Here is a 24913-nt window from a genome sequence, read left to right as displayed (position 1 = left end):
CTTATGAATTAAATTTGTTGAGCTAAGTAGAATTTTTTTGACAATCTCGCTCCGGTTGAGCTCAGTAATAAATAAATCAAGCTATTATCCAACCAAATGATAGTGGAATATAATGACATAAACCTCAATAGCAAAATTACCTGTGGACATAAACGCAAAAAAGCACCCAAAATTGGATGCTTTTGACTACTTTGTAGAACCCTATCAAGCTCTAGACGAAAGTCCTGGTCTTTTCTAACAGTGTTTCAGGGTTGTCCCAACGAATCACGGATTCCTTAACCAAAGAGCCGCACGGTGATTGCCAATCTCGAATTTCGATGTCCTTGCCACCAAGTACTTGATAGAACTGCTTAGCCGCCTGATTTTGCTCCAAGACTTCTAAGTAAAGCCCATTATCAGGGAAAAACTTAGCCGTCCACATCGCCGCTTCAAGCATCAAACGGGTACCTAAACCGTGACCTTGATAGGCGGAATCCACGTGCAAATTGTCGATGATTGTACCAAGTTCGTAGTTGTGGTTGCCGTAAATACAGATAAAACCGCAAATCTTGTCATCATCTTCGGCCACTAAAATGTGCTGATTAAATGCTGGATTGGTTAAACGTGTTTGCCAAATAACTAAGCGATCATCTTCTGCATATTGGTCTAAGTATGCGTCTGTCACGATGCCACGATAATGACGTTGCCAGCTTTTAGCATGTAGCTTAGCAATCTCTGCATAATCGTTATATTCTGCTTCCCTGAACTTCACTCGACCCCTCCTTGAGTGCGCATACAGTATCCTGTCTGTTTTGTTAATATTCCTAGGATTTATTAAAATTATTTAAACCATTATTGGAATCAAGTTATCAGTAAAGCAAAATCCATCGTGAGATGCACGTTTTTTATCCATAAAACCTAACAAACAGCATCAAACACCTCATTTCAACCAAGCCAACCCCTGAAAATCAACACATATCACTATTCAATAACGATTCAGTATAGTGAAACCACCTTCAGTATTTGGCTAATACACTGCTCTACTCTGCCGTACGTTGGCAAAGATCATAAATCCCTAAAGTATGAATGCCACCAGCCGATAAAAGACCCGTAAGCCATAAGTACCCTCAATCTATAATTTGAGTATCTGGCTCAAGGATGAATGTGGTCAGAGACTTGGTTAAGATGATGCAAACAGGGGCTTAGAGAAAATCTTGTCATAAATTTATATTAATCAAATGGTAATAGTGTTAGAGAACTCAACTACTACAAAATTCACCCTATAATTATCACTATATTAAAAGCCCAGTTTGCAAACTATTAGGAGAAAATGTCGATTAGCGCAAACAAAGGTTAATAAAAAACACAATATGGGAAATTGTTCCATACTTACATGTAAATAAGCTAACAAAAGCGTTTATCGCGTTAAGGGACTGTCATGAAATTTAGCCACAAAATTGTAGCTGCCTCTTCTGCCTTGCTCGTTGCCACATTGGCACTACTCACCACGCAACAATACTTCGCTATGAAATCTGAGCTAGAGACTCAAATTTCTGTCAGTGTCGACGAAATTGTCAATGGCGTAAGTAACACCATTCGAGCAGATATAGAAGCCAAAAAGGCAGTGGCTCAATACGCCACCAACCTTATCGAAGCCGACATTGAAGCCAATCGTTTCGAAGATATCGAAGCCACCATGAGCGACTCCATTGTAAAGAACGCCTTTTTGCTCGCAGGTCTAGGTTTTGAAAAAGATGGTTCGAATATCAACAACGATCCTAGCTGGAATCCAGGTTCTGATTGGGACCCAAGGGCTCGTCCTTGGTACAAGGATGCCAAAAATGCTGGCAAGCTAATCATTACTGCGCCTTATGCTGACTCCGCTACAGGTGAAATCCTAGTGTCGGTTGCGCTGCCAGTGCGTGACAAAGGCAGCTTCGTTGGAGCAATCTTCTATGACGTGAGCCTTGGGGGTTTAGCTGACGTTGTAAACCAAGTCTCTTTATTTGATGCGGGATACGTATTCATCGTCTCTGGTGATGGCACTATCATCGCTCACCCTGACACCAAGTTGAATGGCAAAGCGATGAGTGAATTTTTGCCTGGTGTAGCTATCTCTGAGCAACCTTTCGAGACGCTAATCGATGGTAAAGAGTTTGCTATCGACTTCTCGAAGGTCCCAGGTGAAGATTGGTATGTTGGTGTGCTGCTAGATGAAAACATCGCATACAGCGCCGTAGATTCACTCCGCAATAGCTCCATCATTTATGCCATCATTGCCCTAGCTATCTCTATTGTCGTGCTATTGGCCTTGATCAAATCACTCATGTCACCACTGCAAACCTTAAATCAAGCGATTCAAGACGTTGCCTCCGGCCAAGGTGACCTCACTAAACGCTTAGATACCAACACTGACCAAGAGTTTGCTGAGCTTGCTTCAGGCTTCAACACATTCGCCGAAACCTTGCAAGGTCGAATCAGCCGAACTAAAGAATTAAGTCAGGCCATTATGGCGGTGACCGAAACCACGGCAAATGATGCTCGCCAATCCTCCTCAGCCATGTCAACTCAGATGCAAGAACTAGAGCAACTGGCGACCGCAATGAATGAAATGGCTACGACTTCAAGTGACGTCGCTGGTAACGCACAAGGGGCAGCTTCGGCGGCAAAAGATGCCGACAGCGCTACCGAAGATGGTAGCCGAGTATTTAGCCACACCACGACAGCCATTGGTGAACTCTCCACTCGTATCGACGAAGCTGTTGAACAGGTAAGACAGCTTGAAAGCGCTACCGCTAATATTGAAACCATTCTGAAAGTTATCAATGACATTGCCGATCAAACCAACTTGCTGGCACTCAATGCGGCGATTGAGGCGGCGCGCGCAGGTGAATCTGGCCGAGGGTTTGCTGTCGTTGCTGATGAGGTTCGTACTCTGGCGCAACGCACTCAAGAGTCGACAACGGAAATCCGCAGCATGATTGAACAACTGCAAAGTGGCGCATCTGCGGTTGCAACCGCTATGGGAGCAAGCAAAGATACTGCTGATGAAACGGTACAACAAGCTGAAGAAGCACACCAGGCACTTGAGCGTATCCGAGCTGCGATTCAACAAATCAGCGATATGAATATTCAAATCGCATCGGCTGCGGAAGAGCAGAGTTTGGTGGCTGAAGAGATCAACAACAACACCATTAACATTAAAGACCTATCGGTACAGGTAGCAGACTCTGCCAATACCACCGATAGCGCAATGCAACAACAGCTACAAAACGTGCGCGATCAAGACGAAGTAATGAGCAAGTTTATCGTCTAACTCATAGACGTAGTGATCGAAAAAGAGCGCCTGAATTGGCGCTCTTTTTAGTTTCTGAACTTAGCTTTTAGCTATGCGATCAAATAGCCAATAACTTAATGCTGCAACAATAATCCCATTGATGGGTACCACACCTGGTAGTAGCGATGCCAAAACGACAGCAACACCTAAAGCCGCTATACCGGGCCAATGGAAAGCTTCAATCTCCATATCATTAAAGTAGTGGTAGCGCTTTTTGTTACGAAGGTAGTCGGCAATCAAAATACCTCCAATGGGTGGTAAAGTATGAGAAAGGAAGCTCAACCACTCGATAAAATGATTATAAATCCACAGTGCCATCACTGTGCCTATCACCCCATTAATCATCGCCATCCAATTGCTCGGCTTTTGGGTGATATTAGTCAGTGCGAGACCCGAGGCGTAGAGAGCACAGTCATTAGTGGTCCAAATATTTAACCCTAACACTACAATCGCTGGGATAAGCAGGCCTTGAGCGAGCATCATATCAAACAGATCTGGATAGCCTAAGCTTGATACCCCAATAGCGCCGATGAAAAAAGTCAAACTGTTACCTAACAAATACGCCATCAAAACGACAAGCATTGCGATGCGATAAGTTCTAAAAAACCTCGCAAAGTCTGCTGTTAAAGTGCTGGCACTTATAAACGAGCCAATCACTATCGACAGCCCTGCCGTATAGCTCATGGCAACACCAGCTTCGGATTCATCACTTCGAAAGACATTGACGATTGTATCTTGGCCAACTTGAGCGAGAGAAGAACCACTTAAAAGTAGAAATAGAGGGACAGCAATAGCGGACAAAAAAATCAGTGAAGAGATACCAAAATGGGCAGTGGCGATCATCAATGCACCTGAGATCACGATCAGTAAGTTGACGTCAACCCCAGTAGCTGCATTTACCGGAATTGCGAGCATAGCCACACCGACTCCAAACCAACCGACTTGTGTTCCGCCCAACAAAAGCGATGGCAACTTAGATCCTTTGGTTCCAAAAGAGAAGTGCGCTAACAAATGGGTAGATAGTCCAGTAGTGACGGCAATTCTTGCCAAGAATGCGGTATATACCCCCAATACCAAGTTACCAATCAACACGACTGCAATAAACTCATCGCTCGAAGTTTGCTGATATAGGCTTCCACCAGCATGCATACTGGCAGAAAATATAGTGAAAGCGATAAAGACCAACGCAAGAGGCAGCGCCCTTTTTCGAGCATAATGCGGAACAGGTCGTAGCCCGTATTCGTCATCAAATATCATAGCTGTGCGCTTCTTCACTCGGTTGATGATCGCCATGAGAAGTCACTGCATTACGACCCACCCTTTTCGACTGGTAGAGAGCCCGGTCAGCACGTTGCATTAGGTCGATAACATTAATCCCAACTTCGAACTCAGCCACACCAAAACTACAAGTGACATTACCCACCTTTGGGTGTTGATTGGCTACGATTTGCTCTCGTAGTGTCTCAGCAAGGCGCACCGCTTGCTCTTCGGTGCGATTAGGACAAATGATGATGAACTCTTCGCCCCCCCAACGCCCCACAAGATCGGTGTTGGCCACATTGCTAGACAATATCTGCGAGGTATTGATGAGTACTTCATCCCCCACTAAGTGACCATGGTGATCATTTAAGATCTTGAAATGGTCAATATCAGCCAAAATCACACTAAAAGACTTCTTAGAGAACCGATATTCTGCAAATTGCTCTGCCATGACAGTATCTATGGTGTAGCGATTATAAAGCCCAGTAAGGCGATCTTGAGTAGAGAGTTTTCGCAACTTATTGTATTGCCTACGCAAAATATAGTAGCTGTAACCTACAGCGCTAAGCACCACCAGCGCAATCACTAACACCGCCCAAACTAAACGTAGGTCCGACTGCGGTCGATACTCTACCGACGTCCAGCTGTTTGCCACTGAAGTATGAAGTTTAACCCCCATATTTTTGATGGCCTTATTTAATATTCTAGCCAATTCAGGCTCATCGCTGCGAACCGCGAAACTGACTTGAAGCGGCTCACCCAGTTGGCTGGCAACCATCAAGCTTGGGTACTCTTTTTGCAGCAAATAAGTCATGCGAGGTAGCAACCCGACATAACCAAACAACGCCTTATCTTCAATCATTGCAAAGCCGTCTCGGGCCGAGTCAACCTCAACAAACTCGATATTAGGATATGCTTCTTCCAATAATTCCTTATCCAAACCATTTTTTGCCAGACCAATACTACGCCCATTAAGGGTTTCTAAGTCCGCTGCATAAGGGTTCTGCTGATGGATAACCACCCCAAGGGTGAGTGATAGGTACGGCTCGGTATAGTTGGAGTAACTGAGGCGCTGCTTAACTCTATTGCTCATAGTAAGCAAATCACATTCACGCATCTTAAGTAGGAATTGCGCTTGTGGCCACGATTTAGCTTCTACCAGTCGAGTCTGAACGCCAAGACTTTGCTCTACGTACGCCATGTAATCTTGAGCCATGCCTTGCAGCTTACCACCTTCGGTCGAAGATATTGGCATCAGATCGGGATGCGAGCAGTATCTGATGGTATGTTTGTCAAACAGATAATCACGCTCATCTTGAGTAAGGTTAAGCGCTTGCACTCTTGTGCTTTCTTCTGCACGCCACCACTTATCTCTTAGGGCATTGATTTCACTTTCTGAGATATCTGCTATCGCACTGTCTAGAATAGGAACAATCATAGATTTACTAGAATGCACGATATACTTGTGTTGACGCTCACCTAATCTAGGGTGAGATTTAAGACTACGAGTTTTAAGATTAGAAACTAAATAGTGTTTAAGGTGATATTTGAGTACTCGTTCATCACCAATTGCTGCATCTGCGTCACCACTTTTTACCATCTCTAACAGATGAATTGAATCATCCGTCACGACTCGCTGAATTTCTGGATAGTCTTTCTTTAAGATAGTTTCTTCCATTGAACCCTTGACCACTGCGACAGTGTGATGCGTGAGCTCATCCAGGGTATCTACGGATGGGTGGTGGGAACCAAATACCAGTGAACTCCATGTACTGAATAGCCCAACTTTACTCACCACGAGTTCGTCAGCTATTTGTGGGAATCCTGAAAGGTGGATATTGATATCTACACTGCCATTGTTAATCGCACGATCGCTTGTTGCCCAAGCATCGTTGTTCACCCATTCGAGCTGGACACCCACTTTTTGAGAAGCAATGGTTAAAAGTTCGACAACATAACCCTTAGGTTCGCCGAACTCGTGATAATTGTATGGAGGCCAGATGCTGTCAGAATGCACACGCCAGATAGGATTGGCACGGATAAAGTCCTGCTCTTGCTCAGAGAGTTCAATTTGGGCTCGAACTGTCTCCGAGGCCAATAGCAATACTGCAAACAGGCACGATAAAAACACTCGCATTAATACTTAACAACCTTGTAGTCGGCTCAAACCACCCCTAATGAAGCGTGCCATTGACAAAAATATTCATAGGGCAAATACAGAAACTCTCTCAAGTCAGGCCACATATTAACCTAAACCTAGGTTGTCGCCAGTATAATGTGAGATTAATTCCATATTTCAAGCGTAGAGCACGATCAGTCGAACCCTAAACAAGGGTTGCATTTCAAGGCAAGAAATTGAGAGATCACCCAAACTTCACGAGATCCCTAGGCAGTGTTGACCTTTCGGGTTCTACACTGCCTAATATCTAAATTGGCTCACTTTGTGATTGAGCACATCAGATTGTTCGCTCAACCCAGACGTTTCAGCGTCGATTTGATCGGTTTGACCAGACACCTGCAAAGAGGATTCTGCAATAGAGGTGATGCCTGCACTGATCTCATCAGTCACCTGAGACTGCTCTGTAGCCGCCGTAGCGATTTGAGTGTTCATGTCACTTAGTTCGTTGAGCATTGATACAATTTGCTCAAGCATTTCACCGTTGGTGTTACACCGTTCCAACCCTGTCACTACGGAGCTGCTGGCCCCAGAAATACTTGACGCCACAGCATTGGTTTCTCTTTGCAAAGACTCAATCTTAGTACGGATCTCCTCTGTTGAGGACTGAGTGCGACTAGCCAAGGTCCTTACTTCATCCGCAACCACAGCAAAACCACGTCCTTGCTCCCCAGCGCGTGCAGCTTCGATCGCAGCATTGAGTGCCAGCAGGTTAGTTTGCTCTGCAATAGACTGGATCACATCAAGAACCTCTGCAATTGAGTTGCTCTCTACCAGCAAACGCTCTGTCGCCTGATTCGCTTCTTGCATCTGTAACTCAAGCTCGCCCATTTGGCTCGCAAGCTCTTGCCCTACTTGAGCACTTTTCTGACCCGTTTGATTCGCATCATTCATCGAATCAGCCGCTTTACTCGCAAACTGAGCGACCTCCGCAACCGACGCACTCATTTCATTGACCGCAGTAGCCATAGTATCAGTGCGACTGTACTGATCGTTCACCGCCCGCCTTGTTTCTCCCATACTGGTTGAAATCCTGCCAACAGTTTGATGAACCTTAGTTGAGGTCATCGCCACATCCTGAATGATGGCTTGCAGGCTAGTAAATAATCCATTCAGTGCTTTAGCAAGATCGGCTACCTCGTCTCGCCCGTCTTCGTTTAAGCGCCCTGTTAGGTCATTTTGTTGACTAATTTTTCCGACTTTATAGATGGCCTTGCGTATCGGTTTAACGATACCAGCTCCAACCACATAAGCACATCCGCTAGAAAGTAGTACTAACACTAAGCTCGACAACGCAACACTGTTAAAGACCGCACTATTGAGTACGTTCAAATCAGCTAACGCTTCGTCTTTATCAATCTCACTTAAGAGCGCCCATCGGAGTCCTGAAACCTCTAGTGGGGTATATGCAGAGAACACCTCTACATTTCGATAATCAAGCACCAACTCCACACCGCTTGTCCCTCCTAGCGCCGCATTTGAAGCCTTTGAGTTCACGGGCTGACGTCCTATTGCGCTTTGTTTTTGCTTGATTTGAGTAAGAACCGAGTCGGATAACCCCGACAACTTAAGCGCTTGCAAGTAGCTCGGCATATCCTCCAACAGAAAGCGGGACTGACTGCGAAGCAATTTATCACTACCCACTAGGTAGGTTTCACCGCTGCTGCCTAATCCAGACTCAACCCATCGACCGCCATTTGTCATGATGCTGTTGATTTCATCCACGGGCATCTGAAAAATCAAGGTTCCAAGGCGCTTACCCGCTTTAAAGACTGGAGTCGACATAAAGGAAGCTGCCGCCTCGTATGAGGGATAATAAGGGGCGAAATCGACCAAGCTGATTTGTTGCGAAGAATGATTCTGTGCCATTCGAAAGGCTTGAGCTAAACCACTATCGCGATAAGGACCGTTCACTAGGTTGGTAGCGTAGTCCAGCTCCTTAAACACCGAATAGACAACATTGCCTTGATTATCAACGAAGAAAATATCGTAATAGCCAAAGTTTTCTAAAAAGAGTCGCGTGGCTGGGTGATACTTTAGGTGGGTTTGGTCGTAGCTTGTGCCTAGTCCATCTGCATCCAACCGGTGTTTTTCTCCCAAGCCGTGAGAATTCACCCCAATATAGCGAGCTTGAAGTGCTACGCCTCGTTCAGAGATCTGGTTCAGGCGCATTCCTTCATTGGCATTTTGTCCCTGATTGCTCGAATGATAGGTACTAGCAAAGCTACTTTGATAGTAGCTGCTCAACTTTTGTCGGTCAGAACTGGTCACTTTTTCAATCGGGTAGGATTCAAATCCGCTAGAAAACGCTTCAAAAGCATCTTGGGTCGCAGGGCTGGCAGCCATTGCGATAAGTTGCTGCTCGATGAACTCAAAATATCGTGTGATTTCATCCTTTTTCGCTTCACGGATCGACACTAATTGACTGGTGGCGCGAGTAAATAAGGCTTGTTCAGATAGGGTAGACGCTCGGTAAGCAACAAATGCTCCGCTGCCGATAACGCCTAATGCACATAGAGATGCGCACGCTACAATGATTTTGGTCGCAATCTTCATTTTTATAACCTTAGCCGACATTACAGTATGCAATTCGATTATTTATCTGTAAGTCTGGTACAAAAGTACTAGTTATAAAAACGCCAAAAGAGAGGATTCCCCTCTCTTTTGGCTAAGTTGCTCATTTATCGGCAATTAAAATTAGAATTTTTCTCTAATTCATTGATTGACATCGAATTAATTAGTGAAAACTAATTTAAATGAGTTTGCAGGCACGACTACCTCACTTGTTACAGAAGATTTTGTGAGTAAACAATGACCTGCTTCAATTGGTAAAGTGAACGTCTCTGGTACGTCGCTTTTATTGATCAACACAAAGCCTTGTCGCTCACGATCGATCATCAATGCCGTTTCACTCGGAGCGGTGATCTCCATTCTCAAGCCATGCATGCGATGGTAGAACAGATTCAGAGCTTGCATGCGCTTATCTTTCCACGCATCCACCCAGCGAGGCTGGCCATTTGCACCTTTGATACCGCTAGTATCTAAGTCAGCATAAATTAGAGGGACACCGCCATCACGGCCAAGTAGGTAAGCGTGTGCTAACCACTCCGCAGACTCATCCATCACTTTATCCAAAAACACATCGTTATTTGGAATATCATGGGTCACACCGAAAGTGATCGCTCTTGATTTTGACAACGCTTGCCCGAGTGAATACGGATCAATCAAAGAGGTGAGATCACCTTCAGGTTGAAACGCATCAAAGACGGTACTGAACAGCGGAAAGTCGTAAGCACCTAAAGTGGTGTTTTCTAAGTAAGGCTGCAAGAACAATTCATACTCATCTTCCGTAGCTCCACCATCCGTGATGATTTCGCCAAAGATATGTAATCCGTCAGTAATATCTGGCGTCCACACCTTGGTTAGGTGGTCAAGCGTCATATGCTTGGCAGCATCAATGCGGAAGCCTCTCACACCCAACGCTTTGAGTGCTTTAAGGTAGTTCTTTTGTTGGGTGACGACATGATCGTTATCTTTGAGCGTCGGCAGCCCTGGATCATCAGGACCTGCGCTAATGCGACCATTTTGAACTTGCCAGCGATCTTTCCAATCTTCAATACCAAAGGCTTCAGCGAAGTCACCTTCGGTGAATAAAGGCTGGGAGAGGTCACCAAACAAGCACAGCTTATCGTAGCGTGACTGATGGCTCTGATAATGCGCCATCTCATCTGCACTTGGATACTGCAAATCTTCTCGCAGGTGGTGCTCGTTCGCCATGTGGTTAAATACCACATCAACGTATAGCCATAGATCATATTGCGTTAGCGCTTCGATCATGGCTTTGAAGTCTAAAGTGTCGCCGAGTTGGTTATCGATAACACGGTAATCTTGAGGTTGATAACGTTGCCACCACTGGGTGCCTTTTGCGTGGACCAGTGATTTCATCGGTGGAGATATCAGTACTGATTTGTAACCGAAAGCTTTAATGGTTGCGGCCTGCTCCGCGATTTTGGCATATGGCCAATCGAATGCATGCAGGATGATATTGCTTTCAGCACAATCGTAACAATTCGCCTTGTGCATAATGTCAGTCTCGTTGTTCAACTGATAGGTATTATAAAACTCACAAATGGCTACAAATCCACCTTTTTTAAAATAATTGTGGTGGATATTTAGGGCGTAGAAATAGTGATATTCGGAGATAAAGAAGCGAATGTATTGATAAATCGAAAAAAATGAGCTGAATTGATAACCTTTCAGCTCATAAAATCTATTCAGGTAGGCTTAGAAAGAAATGCTACCGCGCCCTGTCGTTTCATCTTTAGGCCCACTATTTTTGGGCTTAGATGCATTAGCCTTTTTCGACTTATCCGCTTTTTTCGATGACCTATTTTGCTTAGATGACTTAGCTTGCTTCGATGTTTTAGGCTTTTTAGATTTTTCTGCGATTGGTTTGACGGGCTCCACAGGAGTATCCACTACATCAAACACTTCTTCGAGTTCATCAGCAGGTGCATCACAGATCACCACGTAAAACTCTTGGTTAAACTCAATCAAGTCTCCGTCGTAGAGTTTACGACGCTTGCGCGTCTCTAGCTCGCCATTCACAGCAACATAGCCTTCTGCAATAGCGTATTTAGCCTCGCCACCACCGCTGACCGCATCGGCGATTTTGAGCACCTTGTATAATTCAATCGGCTGAGACGATACCTCAACACCAAGGGCTTCTATTTCAATTTCTTCACTCATTGCAAGGTCCTAATCTTAAAACGGCGCTAGTGTAGCATGAGCTTGAACGATTTTGGCTGCTCCTACGCTCTAATCGGTAGCAATAACCGCCATTTCAGCCCTTTTTCGCTGTCACTGGTCACTTGATACTGGCCATTAAGTGGCCCTTGAATAATATTGGCGGCGATGGTTGCCCCTAACCCTAAGTGCCCACCTCTACCACGTTTGGTGGTGTAAAAGGGAGTAGTGAGTTTCTCAAGTTGCTGATCCGTCATCCCCACCCCGTGATCCCAATAGACAATTTCGACCTTATCGCCAACCATCAACCAGCTGACATGGACATTTTTCACATTCCCTTCAGGATAAGCATGAGAAAGAGTATTTGATATAAGGTTTGTAAGCACTAACTCCAACAATTTATTGTCGCTATGGATAGTCAAAGGTTCACTGTCTATTTTGACGACAATTCCCCTCTCACCCAACTTGGCATGGAAATGACCAACCACCTTCTCAACTATCGATACCACGTTAAACTCTCCCACGTGCTCTTCTCGGTCACTGGCGGAAATGGAGCGAAACATTTCCATCATGTTGGTCACCCTATTCAAGTTATTCAGGGTCAAGTCAACGCTATCATGACAAAAGTGGATGAAATCCTTCAATTTTGCACTGGTAACTTTCTGCTCTCGAAACTGCTGTTCAAATGAAAGAATGGTCTCTTTCATATGGCTGGCAGTTAATATTGTCGTACCAAGCGGCGTATTGATCTCATTGGCAACACCAACCACAAGCTCATCAACAAATGAAGACATAGCATGGGTGTTATGCATGGTATCTGCATCTTGATTAACCAGCGCAGAGCGAACGCGAGCTTGTACTTCTGCAGGCCGATAGGGTTTCGTCAAAATGTCGCTAGCTCCAGCGTCTAGCGCTTGCTCTATTTCAAACGCACTATTGAAAGCAGACGCTAAGATCACTGTCACCGATTTTTGACGCAATTGTTTGCACAGCTCAAGGCCGCTCATCTCACTCATATTGACGTCGGAAACCACTAGGTCCGGACGCTGTTTATCGACCAGTTTAAGCGCAACTTCGCAGTTAGTTGCCGCTCGGATTCGATACCCCGACGGCTGTAATATCGACTGCAACACCCGCAAATTCTCCGCAGAATCATCGACAATCAAGAGCTCAAACATGCAACCTCTATTTCTCCATTGAGACTTCTAACAGTATAGGGCGTGTTGACCAATCTGCATTAATTGCTGGGTTTTTGCGCTCTGTGAGATGTTCACTATGCTTTATATAAACTGAATGCGCACATAGGAAGCGAAACGATGAAAATGAAGTCCCTTTTTGGTGGCTTATTTGTATTGATGATCATGGTCAATATTGGCGTACTATTGGTCATAAATCATGCAGTAAGCGCCTTTAAGCAGGAAGAGGCTTCGTTACTTCAGATGTCGAAAATCACCTTGTTGGGGAGCGAGCTTAAGCAAAACTCAGATAATAAAAGCAAGTTCATTCGTGCCTACGCTGTCACTAGTGATGAAAAGTGGTACAAACTCCTGCAATTGGTAGAGCTCACCCAAAAAGGCTTAGCTTCTCCTCCCGAACAACATGACTTGGACTATTGGGAACAACTTGCGACTCAAGCAGATATTGAATCTAGCCCTTATAAAGGGCTCTCTTATGAGCAACGCCTAGCAAATGCGGGTATGTCACCTGCTGAAGTTTCTGCCCTAACCCTTGCTTTAAGCGATGCACAACACCTCGCAAGTTTGGAGCAACAGGCACTTTCACTACTTGATCAAAACAATCTCCAGTCCCAAACTCTCGCGTTGCAATTACTTTACAGCCAAGAATACATAGAAGAGAAAGCTCGCATTATTGGCAATATCGAAAATGCATTTAACTTCAGCGTTGATCGTCTAGAGACTTTACAAAAGCAATCTGCAGCCACTGTTGAGCGAATGTCCCTACTACTTAAACTAAGTACGCTCACTTTGGTATTTATGCTTCTGGTGTCTGCGTGGCTCATGTGGCGTTACTACTTCTCGCCACTGGAAAAAATGCAAAATCAGGTGGTTTCCAAAGTTGAAAATCAAGACTATGACTTTAGCTTGAGTAGTGCAGTATATGGGGAGCTTGGCCAATTTTCTGAAGCCATCAACTCGCTGTTATTTAACCTACGACAGGAGATCACCAAGGGCCAAAGAATCCAAAGCTATAACGATATGATTCGTGGTAAAACCGAGTTAGACGAGCTGATTTCTGCGACCAAGATATTTCTCCATCAGTCGTTTAACGCCCCACTGATTACTCTGTACCAGTTCGACCAAGGCGAATTTACTCTACTAGATGCGGTCGGCAATTGGCATGAAAATGAAGTCAATCAACACTCATTACTTCATCTCTGCCTTGAGACCAATGAAAATAAAGTGGTCAACGCCGATGAACACACTTCATTGGAACTCACCCTTGGGGATATGCGCCTGAGCCTAGCTCAAATGCACTACTTCCCGATTCACACCAATGACGCGCCACTTGGTGTACTTCAGCTTGGCAGCGTACGCGTATTATCAGAATCAGAAATTAAAATCATCTGCGAGATTTTAGAGGCATTAGCCACGGCATTCCAGCTAAGCTTGAGCAGTGCCAAGCAGCGTGAAACGGAAAAAGAGGTCACCCGCCAACTGCAACTTAATCAACACATTATTGATTCAATCCCCAACCCAACTTATTACCGAAACCGCTTAGGGGAGTACATGGGGGTTAACGAACAATTTTGTGACTTCCTTGGCACTTCAACCGATGAAGTCCTTGGAGCCAATATTGAGGAGGTGTTCAATGAGGATATTGCCTATCAACTTAAACGCCACGAATTGGAGTTACTCCAAGGCACCAAGCGCCTACAGTTCAACTTATCACTGCAAAACCACGCAAAAGAGTGGCGTCATTTAGTGGTCTATGAAGCACCATTTTATGATCAAAACAATGCCATCATGGGGGTTGTCGGCACCTTTTTGGACGTCACTGAAACGAAGTTACTAGAGAAACAATTGATAGAAGCGAAAGAATCTGCCGATAAACTCAGCCAGATCAAAGGTGACTTCTTAGCCAATATGAGTCACGAGATCAGAACGCCGATGAACGCTATTATGGGTATGACCCATTTGGTGCTCAATACTGATTTGAACCATCAGCAAGCTGACTACGTCAGTAAAATCCAATCCGCAAGCCAGCAGCTACTTGGCATTATCAATGATATTTTGGACTTCTCTAAAGTCGAGGCCGGCAAACTCGAGATCGAAACCACTAAGTTCAAACTCAACGAAGTGCTCGACAACTTGGCCAATGTTCTTTCAGTCAAAGCCGAAAGCAAAAACATCGAGCTCATTTTTAATGTCTCCCCCTCCATGCCAAACCTACTCTGGGGCGATTCACTGCGCATAGGACAAGTATTAACCAACTTAGTCAGCAATGCGGTCAAATTTACCGAGCTGGGCGAGGTCATCGTAACAGTGGGTGAACTGAGTCGCCACGACGACACTATCAAACTCAAGTTTACTGTTGAAGACACAGGGATCGGCATGACACCTGAGCAGATGGATAACTTGTTTAAGGCGTTCTCACAAGGCGACAGCTCGACCACCCGAAAATATGGCGGTACAGGATTAGGGCTCACAATATCAAAACAGTTGGTTCAGTTAATGGGGGGCGATATCAGTGTTAAGAGCCGCTATGGTGTTGGGTCAATATTTGAATTCAGTTTAAGCTTCCAATTTGAAGAAATTGCTGAAAATGAAAACCCACTGATGGACATTCAAGGGTTCAAAAGTGCCCTAGTGATTGATGACAATGATGCTGCTCGCTTAGTGCTGGCAAGCATGTTGACAGATATTGGATTTGACGTTGATGTGGCAGGCAGTGCGAAAGAAGGGTTTAAACTGCTTCGAGATGCCAACCCGCACTATGAGTTATTGCTAGTTGACTGGAAAATGCCGCATGTCGATGGTGTCGAAGCGCTCGAGTACATTCAAAAACACGACCTAGCACCTAAAAGTAAGAAAATCCTAATTTCAGCCTACGCCAATCAACTCGAACTGGACTCAAGTACCCATACGACAAGTGATGCTGTGCTGATGAAACCCATCAACTCATCCATGCTGGTAGACACCTTAGTCGACTGCCTCGGTAACGTTGTGTATCAGCCGTCGACAAACAAAGCCAGCAATGCCAGTAGCGCTTTGCCCAGCCTTCAAGGGCTTCATTTATTGTTGGTAGAAGACAATCTCACCAATCAGGAAATAGCCAAAGCTATTTTAGTCAACCAAGGGGCGAAAATTGCTGTGGCGAATAACGGCTTAGAAGCCTTAGCACAGGTTGAAAAGCGCCCTTTCAATTTGGTGTTGATGGATATGCAGATGCCGAAGATGGATGGTGTCACCGCAACCAAAGAACTGCGTAAACGGCATACATGTGATGAGCTGCCTATCCTTGCAATGACAGCAAATGCGATGCAATCAGATATCAATATCTGTCTTGAGGCAGGTATGAATGACCACATTGCCAAACCGATTGACGTACCCACTCTGCTCGACAAAGTGTTAAATAACGCCAATCCAGAAGTCGACCTTACTCAACATCAAGACGCCCTATTAGATAAAACACCTCAGCCGCTACCAGGTATTGATATTCAAGTCGGTATCGACCGATTGCTCGGCAACCGCACCAGTTACTTTTCAACACTGCGATCTTACCTTAAACAGTTACCAAAAGAGCTAGATGCTCTAGAAGAAGATATCGTGAGTAAAGATTCGCAGTCCGCTTCCTCACGTCTGCATACTATCAAAGGGGCGGCGGGTAGCCTCGCCATCACGGATGTGTACCAGTTCGCTCAATCCCAAGATCAACGTATCAGCCAAGGGAAACAACCGGATATAGAAGCGCTTCATACCATCCGTGCTTTCGTGACTCGCAGCCAATACTCAGTAAATGCTCAATATGCCACTTTGTGCCAAACCAAGTCGGACAAACGATCCATCGACGGTAAGTTTCATCAGCTGATTGAGCAGCTCAACAATGCACTATTGGACTCTGATACTGAGTCTATCAACCTGATAGAGCAGCTTAAGCAGTACAAGTTAAAAGACGATACGCCATTGACCGAAATGGAAAATCTTTTAAATGGATTTCAGTTTGACCAAGCGGCTGATGTTCTAGCTAAAGCAAGGCGCGAGTTCTAGCACGAAAAAACTAAATTACAATCACAAATCACTCCATCATTGTAAGGCTTTTGTCAAAAAACGCCCCAACTATCCATTCGTTAAATTTAAAGCAAAGATTTTATTTCAAATTAGAATGCATAACGTGAGAATTTAAGAAAATAATGCGTGAACTAACGCATGTAATACAAATAAAACCATCAATACCACAAATCAAAAAATATAATAACTATCAGATACTTATCGGCAACCTATCGAATCTAAATATAGTTCCACATAAAACATTTACCCATTTTTAGACCCAAATCAATATTTCATTGAACCAACAATGTAATATTTAGTAATGATTAGATGTAGAAACTACCAACTCGTGGGGAAACCTATGCCAAAGGCAAAACTGATCGCATTATTATGTGCGGTACCAGCAATGAGCTTCGCAGCTACCGAAGTCTCTGTAATTAAAGCGGATTACCAACCAATCTTTCAGACGAAAACTTATAGTACTTCGCTAATTGCATCTCAACGTATCGCTGTTATCTCGCAGACCTCGGGCGAAATCGTTAAGAAGATGGTTCGCAACGGTCAGCGTGTTGAAATCGGTGACGTACTAATTCAGTTAGATGATCGCGATTACCAACTTAACCACATGGAAGCAGAAGCAAATCTGGATCTAGCAAAAGCGAACTACAACGAAGCGAAAAATGAACGCGAGCGTGCAGCTAAGCTAGTGAAGTCTGGTGGTATGTCTACTTCGAAGTTCGAGCAAGTCGATAGCTTGTACAAGAAAGCACTAGCAGGTATGGAGCTGGCAAAAGTTGCAGAGCAACGTGCAGCACTTGACGTAGAGCGTACTAAGATCCGCGCGAAAACTTCAGGCAAAGTGATCAACCTATTCGTTGATCAAGGCCAGCACGTATCAGCAGGCACTTCAGTGTGTGACATCATCAATGATGACAACATTGACGCACTCGTTGAAATCCCAAGCAACGATAGCTTCATTCAAAACATCGAAGGTCTATCTGCTGAGCTAACTGTAGATACTGCGGGCTACCAGCAAGCAGGTAAACTATTCGCAATCGACGGTGCTATCGATCCAACTAAGAGCACACTAAAAGTGCGCTACCGTTTCGACAACCAAGGTCAACTTCTTGACGGCCAGTTCGGTAAAGTAACGCTAAGCGATGCTGACGGTGACGGTAACATCCTAGTTCCTCAAAAAGCAGTATTAACTGATCGTCAAGGTAAGTTCGTATACATCGCGAAAGACGGTGTTCTTGAACAACAACGTATTCAATCACTGGGTAAACACAAGTCTTATGAGCTTGTTAACGGCCTACAGGTAAACGATATGGTTGTTGTCAGCGGCACAATCAAGCTTTACCCAGGTCTAGAAGTTGAACCTAAAGTGGTTGAGGGTGGTGAATAATGAGTCGCTTTTTCATCAATCGTCCTAACTTCGCAATCGTAATTGCGCTGTTTATGACGATTATTGGTGCCATCGCACTTAAGGTACTACCAGTTGGTCAGTACCCTAACGTTGCACCGCCAACCGTGATGGTTTACATCAACATGGACGGTGGTTCGACCGAAGTAATGCAAAAGTCTGTTGCCGCACTGGTTGAGAAAGAAGTCAACGGTGTTGAAGGCATGACTTACATGAAGTCAACCATTGGTAACGATGGTTCTTATGGCCTAGAGATCCAATTTGAGATCGGCTCTGATGCGGACCGTGCGGCAACGCTGGTACAAAACCGTGTCAACAAGACCATCTCATCGCTTCCTGAAGGTGCTCGTCGCTACGGTGTGACTGTAGAAAAGGTATCTTCAGGTATGCTTATGGCGTTCTCGGTACGTGATGACAGCGGTCGTATGGACGACATCGAGCTATCAAACTGGACGTCGACCAACCTGAAAGAGAACCTACAGCGCCTTTCTGGTGTATCTCGCGTTATGGTATTGGGTGAGAAGAACTACTCAATGCGCATCTGGATGGACCCGCAAAAAATGGCGGCTCTATCAATGACCACTGAAGAAATTCAAGCGGCGCTACTTGAGCAAAACCAGATCCTAGCGGCTGGCCGTGCGGGTATCTCACCAAGTGAAGGTGAGAACTCGTGGGAATACACATTCAAAGTAGACAGCGCACTAGAAAAGCCTGAAGACTTTGCTGACGTGATCATCCGCGCCGATAGCACAGGTATCATTCGCGTTCGTGACGTTGCTCGCGTTGAGCTGGGCTCTGTTCAGTACATGGCTAACTCATACTTCAACAACCAAGATGCAACCACAGTATTCCTATACCGTTCTCCAACATCGAACGCAATGAAAGTTGGTGAAGCGGCAAAAGCATACCTAGCGAATGCAAACTTGCCAGAAGGCCTAAAAATTGAGATCCCATACGATGGTACGGTTTTCGTTGAAGCCGCTATTGATGACATCTTTAAGACCCTTCGTGACGCCGTGATCCTAGTAACACTAGTGACCATTTTGTTCCTACAGAGCTGGCGCATCACTCTGATCACCATCACTGCAATTCCTGTATCGCTGATCACCACATTTGCCATCATGCTAGCCTCAGGCATGACGATTAACATCATCTCGATGTTTGGTCTGATCCTTGCGATCGGTATCGTGGTGGATGCGGCCATCATCGTAATCGAGAACGTTGAGCGACTGATGGAAGAAGACCAAGAGTTGTCTGTTCGTGACGCCGTGATTAACTCGATGGACGAAGTAACTGGCCCTATCATCGCATCGATGCTGGTTCTGCTGTCTGTATTTGGCCCTACCCTATTCATGCCTGGCATGACAGGTATCCTTTACGGTCAGTTTGGTATCGCTATCTCTGCGGCAGTTGTTGTATCGACCGTCGTAGCGCTAGTACTTACCCCTGTAATGTGTGTCATGCTAATGAAACGCGGTGAGAGCAAGAAGATCTGGCTATTCCGTGTATTCGACAAAGGCGTTGACACAACTCGTGATGGGTTTGGTAAAGCGGTTAATTTCTTTGGCCGTCGCCTGTTCCTATCTGCGGCGATGATCGCTGGTGTATTTGCGGTTATCTACGTACTGGGCAATAACACGTCAACAGGCTTCCTACCTGACGAAGATAAAGGCACACTGTTTGCTGTAGTTATGTTGCCAGACGGCTCTGCACTGCACCGTACTGACTCACAGCTAAAAGAAGCGACTGCTGATATTCAAGCGATTCCTGGCGTAAAATCAGTAACTTCTGTTGCAGGTTTTAACCTTATCACTAACGCAACGTCACCTAACGCAGGCCTACTGCTTATCACGTTGGATGACTACGAAAAGCGTCAAGGTATCGAAGAACTAAGTCTTTGGACTGTGTTAGGTCAAACCCAAGCGGCTCTAGATAGCAAAGATGAGATCTTTGGTATGGCGTTCCCGCCACCAGCGATCCCTGAACTTGGTCTAGTGGCAGGCTTTGACTTGATGTTCAAAGATATGGAAGCTCGTGACCCGGTTGAACTTGCTGAAGCGACTTACGCATTCATCGAAAAAATCAACGCAGACCCACGTGTGGTGGGTGCATACACCACATTTACTGCAAGCACACCTAACATCAAGCTAGAGATCGACCGAGAGAAGATCAAGATGATGGGTCTGCAAATGGACCAAGTGTTTAACACTATCCAGGCGCAGTTTGCAGGTGCATACGCAGGTCAGTTCAACATGAGCGGTCGTAACTTCTACGTTTACGTTCAGGCTGAGCAGATGACTCGTAAGCACATCGAAGACCTTAACTTCCTAACGGTACGTAACATCCACGGTGAGCTAATCAACATCAGCTCTATCGTTACACCGAAGACTGTATTTGGTCCCCAGGTTCTTCAGCAGTTCAACCTGAACCAGGCGGTTAACATCAACGGTTACCCAGCTCCAGGTTACTCGTCTGGTGACGCAATCAAGGCCGTTGAAGAAGCAGCAGCTTCTCTACCAGCTGGCTACGAAATCGAGTGGGCAGGTCTAACTAAGCAGGAACTTGCGGCAGGTAACTCTGCGGTAATCGCTTTTGCTCTAGCAATCCTATTCACTTACCTACTTCTAGTTGCTCAGTACGAGTCTTGGGTAGTTGCACTATGTATCATCCTGTCTGTTCCAACAGCAGCAGTAGGTGTACTAGGTACAGTATTCCTGATGGGTACCGACGTGAACTTATACGTACAGATTGCGATGGTTCTACTGGTAGGTATGTCAGCTCGTAACGCAATCCTAATCGTAGAATTCGCTAAGAAGCTACGTGAAGAAGATGGCTACACGATTGTTGACGCAGCAGTAACTGCGACTCGTCTACGTTTCCGTGCGGTAATGATGACTGCACTAAGTTTCGTATTCGGTCTAGTACCTCTGATGTTCTCAACGGGTGCAGGTTACGCAGCACAGCAAGCGATCGGGTGGTCAGCGTGTGGTGGTATGGTATCAGCAACCTTCCTAGGTATGCTTGTAGTACCAGTCATCTACGTTCTACTACAGACTCTACGTGAGAAAGTAATGGGCGCACCAAAGACACTAGAAGCAAAAACTGAAGCTTAATTGTAAAGTCTTTTGAATTGAAACGCCGAGTGTGAAAGCCCTCGGCGTTTGTTTGTTCAGGATATATAGAATAATCACTCAATGGGAAGCGACTGAATAGCTTAAATATTTACCGTTCACTATTCCCAATCAAAAAACACCCCTACAATTATTGACTACACTCACAATAATCAACTTCACTCACATGCACCTAAATGTGGGCAATTGGTTTCATTAAACTATTGTTTTGCAACAAATCGTACCAGCTCCTCAGCACAAAGCTTCAAAGTGTTCTCTAAAGAACACTTCTTCTAGTTGATTGATTTAAAAATGAATTATATCAATTAACTCATACTAGCTAACCCTTTTGGGCTAGCTTTACTCCTAAATTGTTATCACCTAGTTTTATTTTGTTACAAATGTAGAACATGGATTGGTGACATGAAATACAACAAAATAACCTTGTCGCTGGGGTTGGCTAGTGCTGTTTTGCTCGCAGGATGTAATGGCAGCAGCTCAGATTCTGATTCCTCGACGACAACTCAACCCTATAGCGTCAAAGCAATTGACGGCTATCTCAATGGTGCGGAAGTCTGGCTAGACACAACGCCCAACTTTATCCGCGATAGCGGAGAGCCTTTTGCTATCTCTGGCGCAGGAGGTATCGCAGAGCTTAACGTTGAAGGTATCGACAACCCTAGTCAGTATGCCGTCATCGTAAGAGCAATTCCTTATAACGCAACTACAGGTACTGGGACACAAGATGAGTCGGAAGGCCCGGTGACAAAAGGCTACACTATGTCTGCGCCTGCGGGCGAGACAGCAGTAACACCTCTGACTACCTTGGTTCACAACGCACTTGAAAAAGATTCGAGCCTGGACAAAGACGGAGCTGTTGCTCAGGTGGCCACTGACCTAGGCCTGGACTCTGAAGATGTACTCGGTGATTTCTTGGCAAGCGACGAACACAAGGCCGCTTATGCCGCAGAAAAACTGGTCAGCCTTGGCGCTTTGCCAGAAGAGCCTGAAGATCTCGCAAAATCGGCACAAAAAGGTAGCGCAGGTGAAGCCAAATTCACCGTGGTCATTGCGGCCGCTAATGATGCGATTAAAACCGTGCTCGATACGGTCGATGATCAACAAAGCGCTGAAGAAATCGAACAAGCACTGGAAGACGCCCAAGCGCCTGTACTACCAACAGACTCTGACGGTGACGGCGTCCCAGACACCCAAGATTGGGCCCCTCAAGATCCTGATGAATGGGTAGATGGCGATGGTGACGGTCTCGGCGATAACCTCGCAGATCCTTACTACGATGACTATGACAATGACGGCTATCGTACCGCAGATGACGAGTTCCCTAGCGATCCAACCAAAGCCGGTGACTCGGATGGTGATGGTTATGACAACATTGATGACGAGTTCCCATTAGACAGCTCCAAAGCAGGGGATTCGGACGGGGATGGTTATGACAATGTTGATGATGAATACCCACAAGACGCATCAAAAGCGGGGGATTCTGACGGGGATGGTTACGACAACATTGACGACCAATTCCCGAATGATTCAACCGAATGGGAAGATGATGACAAAGATGGCACCGGGAATAACAGCGATACCGATGACGACAATGACACGGTAAGCGATGATCAAGACAACTGCCCAACCACGGCAAATACTGATCAAGCCGACAGTGATGGCGATGGCATAGGTGACGTATGTGATGTCAACACCGCACTGACTTGGGATAACACAAATTGGGATGATGCAAATTGGCAATAACCGCCAAGGCTGCAAAAGGAAATATAAGGACTAAATGATGAATAACTCAAACAAATTGTTGTTGGCGGTTGCTGTTGGTCAGGCTTTGGCATTCAATACGTATGCAGCAGTTCCTCACACCTTCAGTTCTGGTACCGCTGCAAAAGCAAGTGAAGTCAACGCTAACTTTACTAATCTTGATGAACGCATTTCTTCGCTAGAGCAAGGCACAGATGCTTATACAACAGTAGCCATCGATTGTGCTAGTGATTCTAAAGCACTTTTTAATGCTGTAAATGATGCTCGAAATGCTAATACGCGTTACACATTTAATATCTCTGGAGACTGCGATGGAATCGAAGCTCAGCGTGTAGATATCAAAATTGTAGGAGATGGGAGCGCCACTATCGGTGAAATACCTCTCGATGATGTTGATGGTGAAGCGATGTTTATCGCTGAGCAATCTACAGTTCGTTTAGAAAATGTCACTCTGACAGGTACGCTGCTTGCACGTAGCGCTTCTACTGTGCGTTTCGATAACGTTACACTACCAACCCCGGTACAAGATAACGAAGACTACGAACCAAATGTCGAGCTAACTCGTGGCGCACACTTGCGAATCAATTCTGGCTCGCTCAATAACCTTTCGCTAAAAGCCATTCTTAACTCAACGGTAAGAATTCGTAGTGCGATGACTGGTAACGGCACCATGTTATACGCTTACGGTGGTGCAACTATTTATAGTCAAACCTCTGAAAGTAGTTACGAGAGTATCTTCGCAGGAGGCAACTCAACTATTCTAGGTGAACACTTGAGTGCTACAACGATTACCGCTGAGAATAGCTCTTTTATCGAAGCAGAATCTATGACGGTAGGTAATTTCCTAGATATTTGGGGGAGTTCTCGAGCTCGTATTGTCGGAGACTTGACTACTGGTACTGGCACTTCTGGCCGCACCAATGTGTTCCAAAATAGTTCGCTTGAAGTAGGGGGCAGCCTATCGACTGGTCACATGGAATGCTCTAATGCGTCTGCATTCCAAGTTTATGCCGACTTAGAACTTCGTGGAACGCTAGATTGGAGCGACGTATGGGGGCTAGCGGTTCAACGTGGGGGTCACGGTAAGTTTGGTACTAATGGTACAGGGACTATAACAGGGGGTTACATGGTTGATGAATTCTCATCACTTATCGATCAAAACTGGAGCTCTGTGACCACGAATCCATAATCCAACACTAACCAAAACACCGAGCCTCACCGCTCGGTGTTTTTCTACCGGTTATTAGATGCAATTCTCTACACCAGCATTAGGCATTGATGTAAATATGCATTAAGGTGGTTATAAAATCATCACACCCCAGCAGCTATGAATATTGTCCAACACTTTCAATCAATGGCGATTTATAACCAGCGTATTAACCAGCAACTCATTAAAGCTTGTTATCAACTGAACGAAGACCAACTTCATCAAGAGACCCATGCGTTTTTTTCAACCATCATGGCACACTGGAATCATCTGTTATTTGCCGATCTGATCATGCTTCAGAGAATGGTAGCTAATGACGTGGTTAATCTTGACGCTCATCTTATCGAACAGCTTCCCGTTTCCAAACGTATCCACGACACCTTTGTTGATACGCTAGAGGAACTGGCAGCACTGCGTACTGCAGTTGACACTATATACGTCGATGTCACCCAAGCGCTCACGACGGAAAGTTGCCAACAAGAAGTCAGCTACACCACCACCGAAGGCCAATTGCTATCACGAAGCCTAGGCGCTTTCTTACAGCATGTGTTCAATCATCAAACTCATCATAAAGGCCAACTTACAGCCCTACTCAGCCAATTTGGAGTGGATTACGGGTGTATGGATTTGCCAGTGGTTCTTGGAGAAGTAAAGTAGCCGAAGCA

General features: G+C 45.3%; 14 protein-coding genes. 7 read left to right on the top strand and 7 right to left on the bottom strand.

All coding sequences use genetic code 11. From position 1 onward, the window contains the following. Positions 1–211: 211 nt before the first annotated feature. Positions 212–751 (bottom strand): GNAT family N-acetyltransferase, encoded by a 540-nt coding sequence (locus tag J4N39_RS15865; RefSeq protein WP_252025694.1) that lies wholly within the window; start codon positions 749–751, stop codon positions 212–214. A gap of 666 nt (positions 752–1417) precedes the next feature. Here J4N39_RS15865 and J4N39_RS15860 point away from each other — a divergent pair. Further along, the gene (locus J4N39_RS15860; protein WP_252025691.1) at positions 1418–3295 is read left to right on the top strand and encodes a methyl-accepting chemotaxis protein; all 1878 of its coding nucleotides are present in this window, start codon (positions 1418–1420) and stop codon (positions 3293–3295) included. A 60-nt stretch (positions 3296–3355) separates the two neighbouring features. Here the strand turns inward: J4N39_RS15860 and codB are convergent, their stop codons facing one another. From codB to J4N39_RS15830, 6 genes are all read right to left on the bottom strand, one after another. Further along, positions 3356–4573 (bottom strand): cytosine permease, encoded by a 1218-nt coding sequence (gene codB / locus J4N39_RS15855; RefSeq protein ID WP_252026924.1) that lies wholly within the window; start codon positions 4571–4573, stop codon positions 3356–3358. Continuing rightward, a complete protein-coding gene (locus tag J4N39_RS15850; protein ID WP_252025689.1) occupies positions 4563–6713 on the bottom strand; it encodes a diguanylate cyclase in 2151 nt (716 codons plus the stop codon). The genes codB and J4N39_RS15850 overlap by 11 nt, the downstream gene beginning before the upstream one ends. 282 nt (positions 6714–6995) lie before the next feature. Then, a complete protein-coding gene (locus J4N39_RS15845) occupies positions 6996–9308 on the bottom strand; it encodes a methyl-accepting chemotaxis protein (protein ID WP_252025687.1) in 2313 nt (770 codons plus the stop codon). Positions 9309–9485: 177 nt separating this feature from the next. Continuing rightward, positions 9486–10835 carry an alpha-amylase family protein gene (locus J4N39_RS15840; RefSeq protein ID WP_252025685.1) on the bottom strand — a complete coding sequence of 450 codons (1350 nt, stop codon included), beginning with the start codon at positions 10833–10835 and terminating at the stop codon, positions 9486–9488. Positions 10836–11036: 201 nt separating this feature from the next. After that, positions 11037–11501 carry an RNA-binding S4 domain-containing protein gene (locus J4N39_RS15835; RefSeq protein ID WP_252025683.1) on the bottom strand — a complete coding sequence of 155 codons (465 nt, stop codon included), beginning with the start codon at positions 11499–11501 and terminating at the stop codon, positions 11037–11039. Positions 11502–11563: 62 nt separating this feature from the next. Beyond that, positions 11564–12676: a response regulator gene (locus J4N39_RS15830; RefSeq protein ID WP_252025681.1), complete on the bottom strand. Its 1113-nt coding sequence runs from the start codon at positions 12674–12676 to the stop codon at positions 11564–11566. Between the two features lie 138 nt (positions 12677–12814). Here J4N39_RS15830 and J4N39_RS15825 point away from each other — a divergent pair, with 138 nt between their 5' ends. From J4N39_RS15825 to J4N39_RS15800, 6 genes are all read left to right on the top strand, one after another. After that, entirely contained in the window at positions 12815–16726 is a 3912-nt protein-coding gene (locus J4N39_RS15825) for a PAS domain-containing hybrid sensor histidine kinase/response regulator (RefSeq protein WP_252025679.1), read from the top strand. A 361-nt stretch (positions 16727–17087) separates the two neighbouring features. Then, positions 17088–18131, top strand: a complete 1044-nt coding sequence (locus tag J4N39_RS15820) for an efflux RND transporter periplasmic adaptor subunit (RefSeq protein WP_252025677.1) — start codon at positions 17088–17090, stop codon at positions 18129–18131. Continuing rightward, positions 18131–21262: an efflux RND transporter permease subunit gene (locus J4N39_RS15815; protein WP_252025675.1), complete on the top strand. Its 3132-nt coding sequence runs from the start codon at positions 18131–18133 to the stop codon at positions 21260–21262. The genes J4N39_RS15820 and J4N39_RS15815 overlap by 1 nt, the downstream gene beginning before the upstream one ends. A 420-nt stretch (positions 21263–21682) precedes the next feature. Then, entirely contained in the window at positions 21683–23023 is a 1341-nt protein-coding gene (locus J4N39_RS15810; RefSeq protein ID WP_252025673.1) for an MSCRAMM family adhesin SdrC, read from the top strand. Positions 23024–23057: 34 nt separating this feature from the next. Then, positions 23058–24230 carry a hypothetical protein gene (locus tag J4N39_RS15805; RefSeq protein WP_252025671.1) on the top strand — a complete coding sequence of 391 codons (1173 nt, stop codon included), beginning with the start codon at positions 23058–23060 and terminating at the stop codon, positions 24228–24230. Positions 24231–24368: 138 nt separating this feature from the next. Further along, entirely contained in the window at positions 24369–24905 is a 537-nt protein-coding gene (locus tag J4N39_RS15800; RefSeq protein WP_252025669.1) for a DinB family protein, read from the top strand. The last annotated feature ends 8 nt before the right edge of the window (positions 24906–24913 follow it).

Source organism: Vibrio sp. SCSIO 43136 (assembly GCF_023716565.1).
GTDB lineage: Bacteria > Pseudomonadota > Gammaproteobacteria > Enterobacterales > Vibrionaceae > Vibrio.
The sequence above is the reverse complement of the archived record's forward strand: the minus strand, read 5'-3'. Positions and strand labels throughout refer to the sequence as shown.

Excerpts from the sequence above, each read along its gene's own strand:
- J4N39_RS15860 (WP_252025691.1), top strand. The coding sequence starts at position 1,418 with ATGAAATTTAGCCACAAAATTGTAGCTGCCTCTTCTGCCTTGCTCGTT.
- codB (WP_252026924.1), bottom strand. The coding sequence starts at position 4,573 with ATGATATTTGATGACGAATACGGGCTACGACCTGTTCCGCATTATGCT.
- J4N39_RS15850 (WP_252025689.1), bottom strand. The coding sequence starts at position 6,713 with ATGCGAGTGTTTTTATCGTGCCTGTTTGCAGTATTGCTATTGGCCTCG.
- J4N39_RS15845 (WP_252025687.1), bottom strand. The coding sequence starts at position 9,308 with ATGAAGATTGCGACCAAAATCATTGTAGCGTGCGCATCTCTATGTGCA.
- J4N39_RS15840 (WP_252025685.1), bottom strand. The coding sequence starts at position 10,835 with ATGCACAAGGCGAATTGTTACGATTGTGCTGAAAGCAATATCATCCTG.
- J4N39_RS15835 (WP_252025683.1), bottom strand. The coding sequence starts at position 11,501 with ATGAGTGAAGAAATTGAAATAGAAGCCCTTGGTGTTGAGGTATCGTCT.
- J4N39_RS15830 (WP_252025681.1), bottom strand. The coding sequence starts at position 12,676 with ATGTTTGAGCTCTTGATTGTCGATGATTCTGCGGAGAATTTGCGGGTG.
- J4N39_RS15825 (WP_252025679.1), top strand. The coding sequence starts at position 12,815 with ATGAAAATGAAGTCCCTTTTTGGTGGCTTATTTGTATTGATGATCATG.
- J4N39_RS15820 (WP_252025677.1), top strand. The coding sequence starts at position 17,088 with ATGCCAAAGGCAAAACTGATCGCATTATTATGTGCGGTACCAGCAATG.
- J4N39_RS15815 (WP_252025675.1), top strand. The coding sequence starts at position 18,131 with ATGAGTCGCTTTTTCATCAATCGTCCTAACTTCGCAATCGTAATTGCG.
- J4N39_RS15810 (WP_252025673.1), top strand. The coding sequence starts at position 21,683 with ATGAAATACAACAAAATAACCTTGTCGCTGGGGTTGGCTAGTGCTGTT.
- J4N39_RS15805 (WP_252025671.1), top strand. The coding sequence starts at position 23,058 with ATGATGAATAACTCAAACAAATTGTTGTTGGCGGTTGCTGTTGGTCAG.
- J4N39_RS15800 (WP_252025669.1), top strand. The coding sequence starts at position 24,369 with ATGAATATTGTCCAACACTTTCAATCAATGGCGATTTATAACCAGCGT.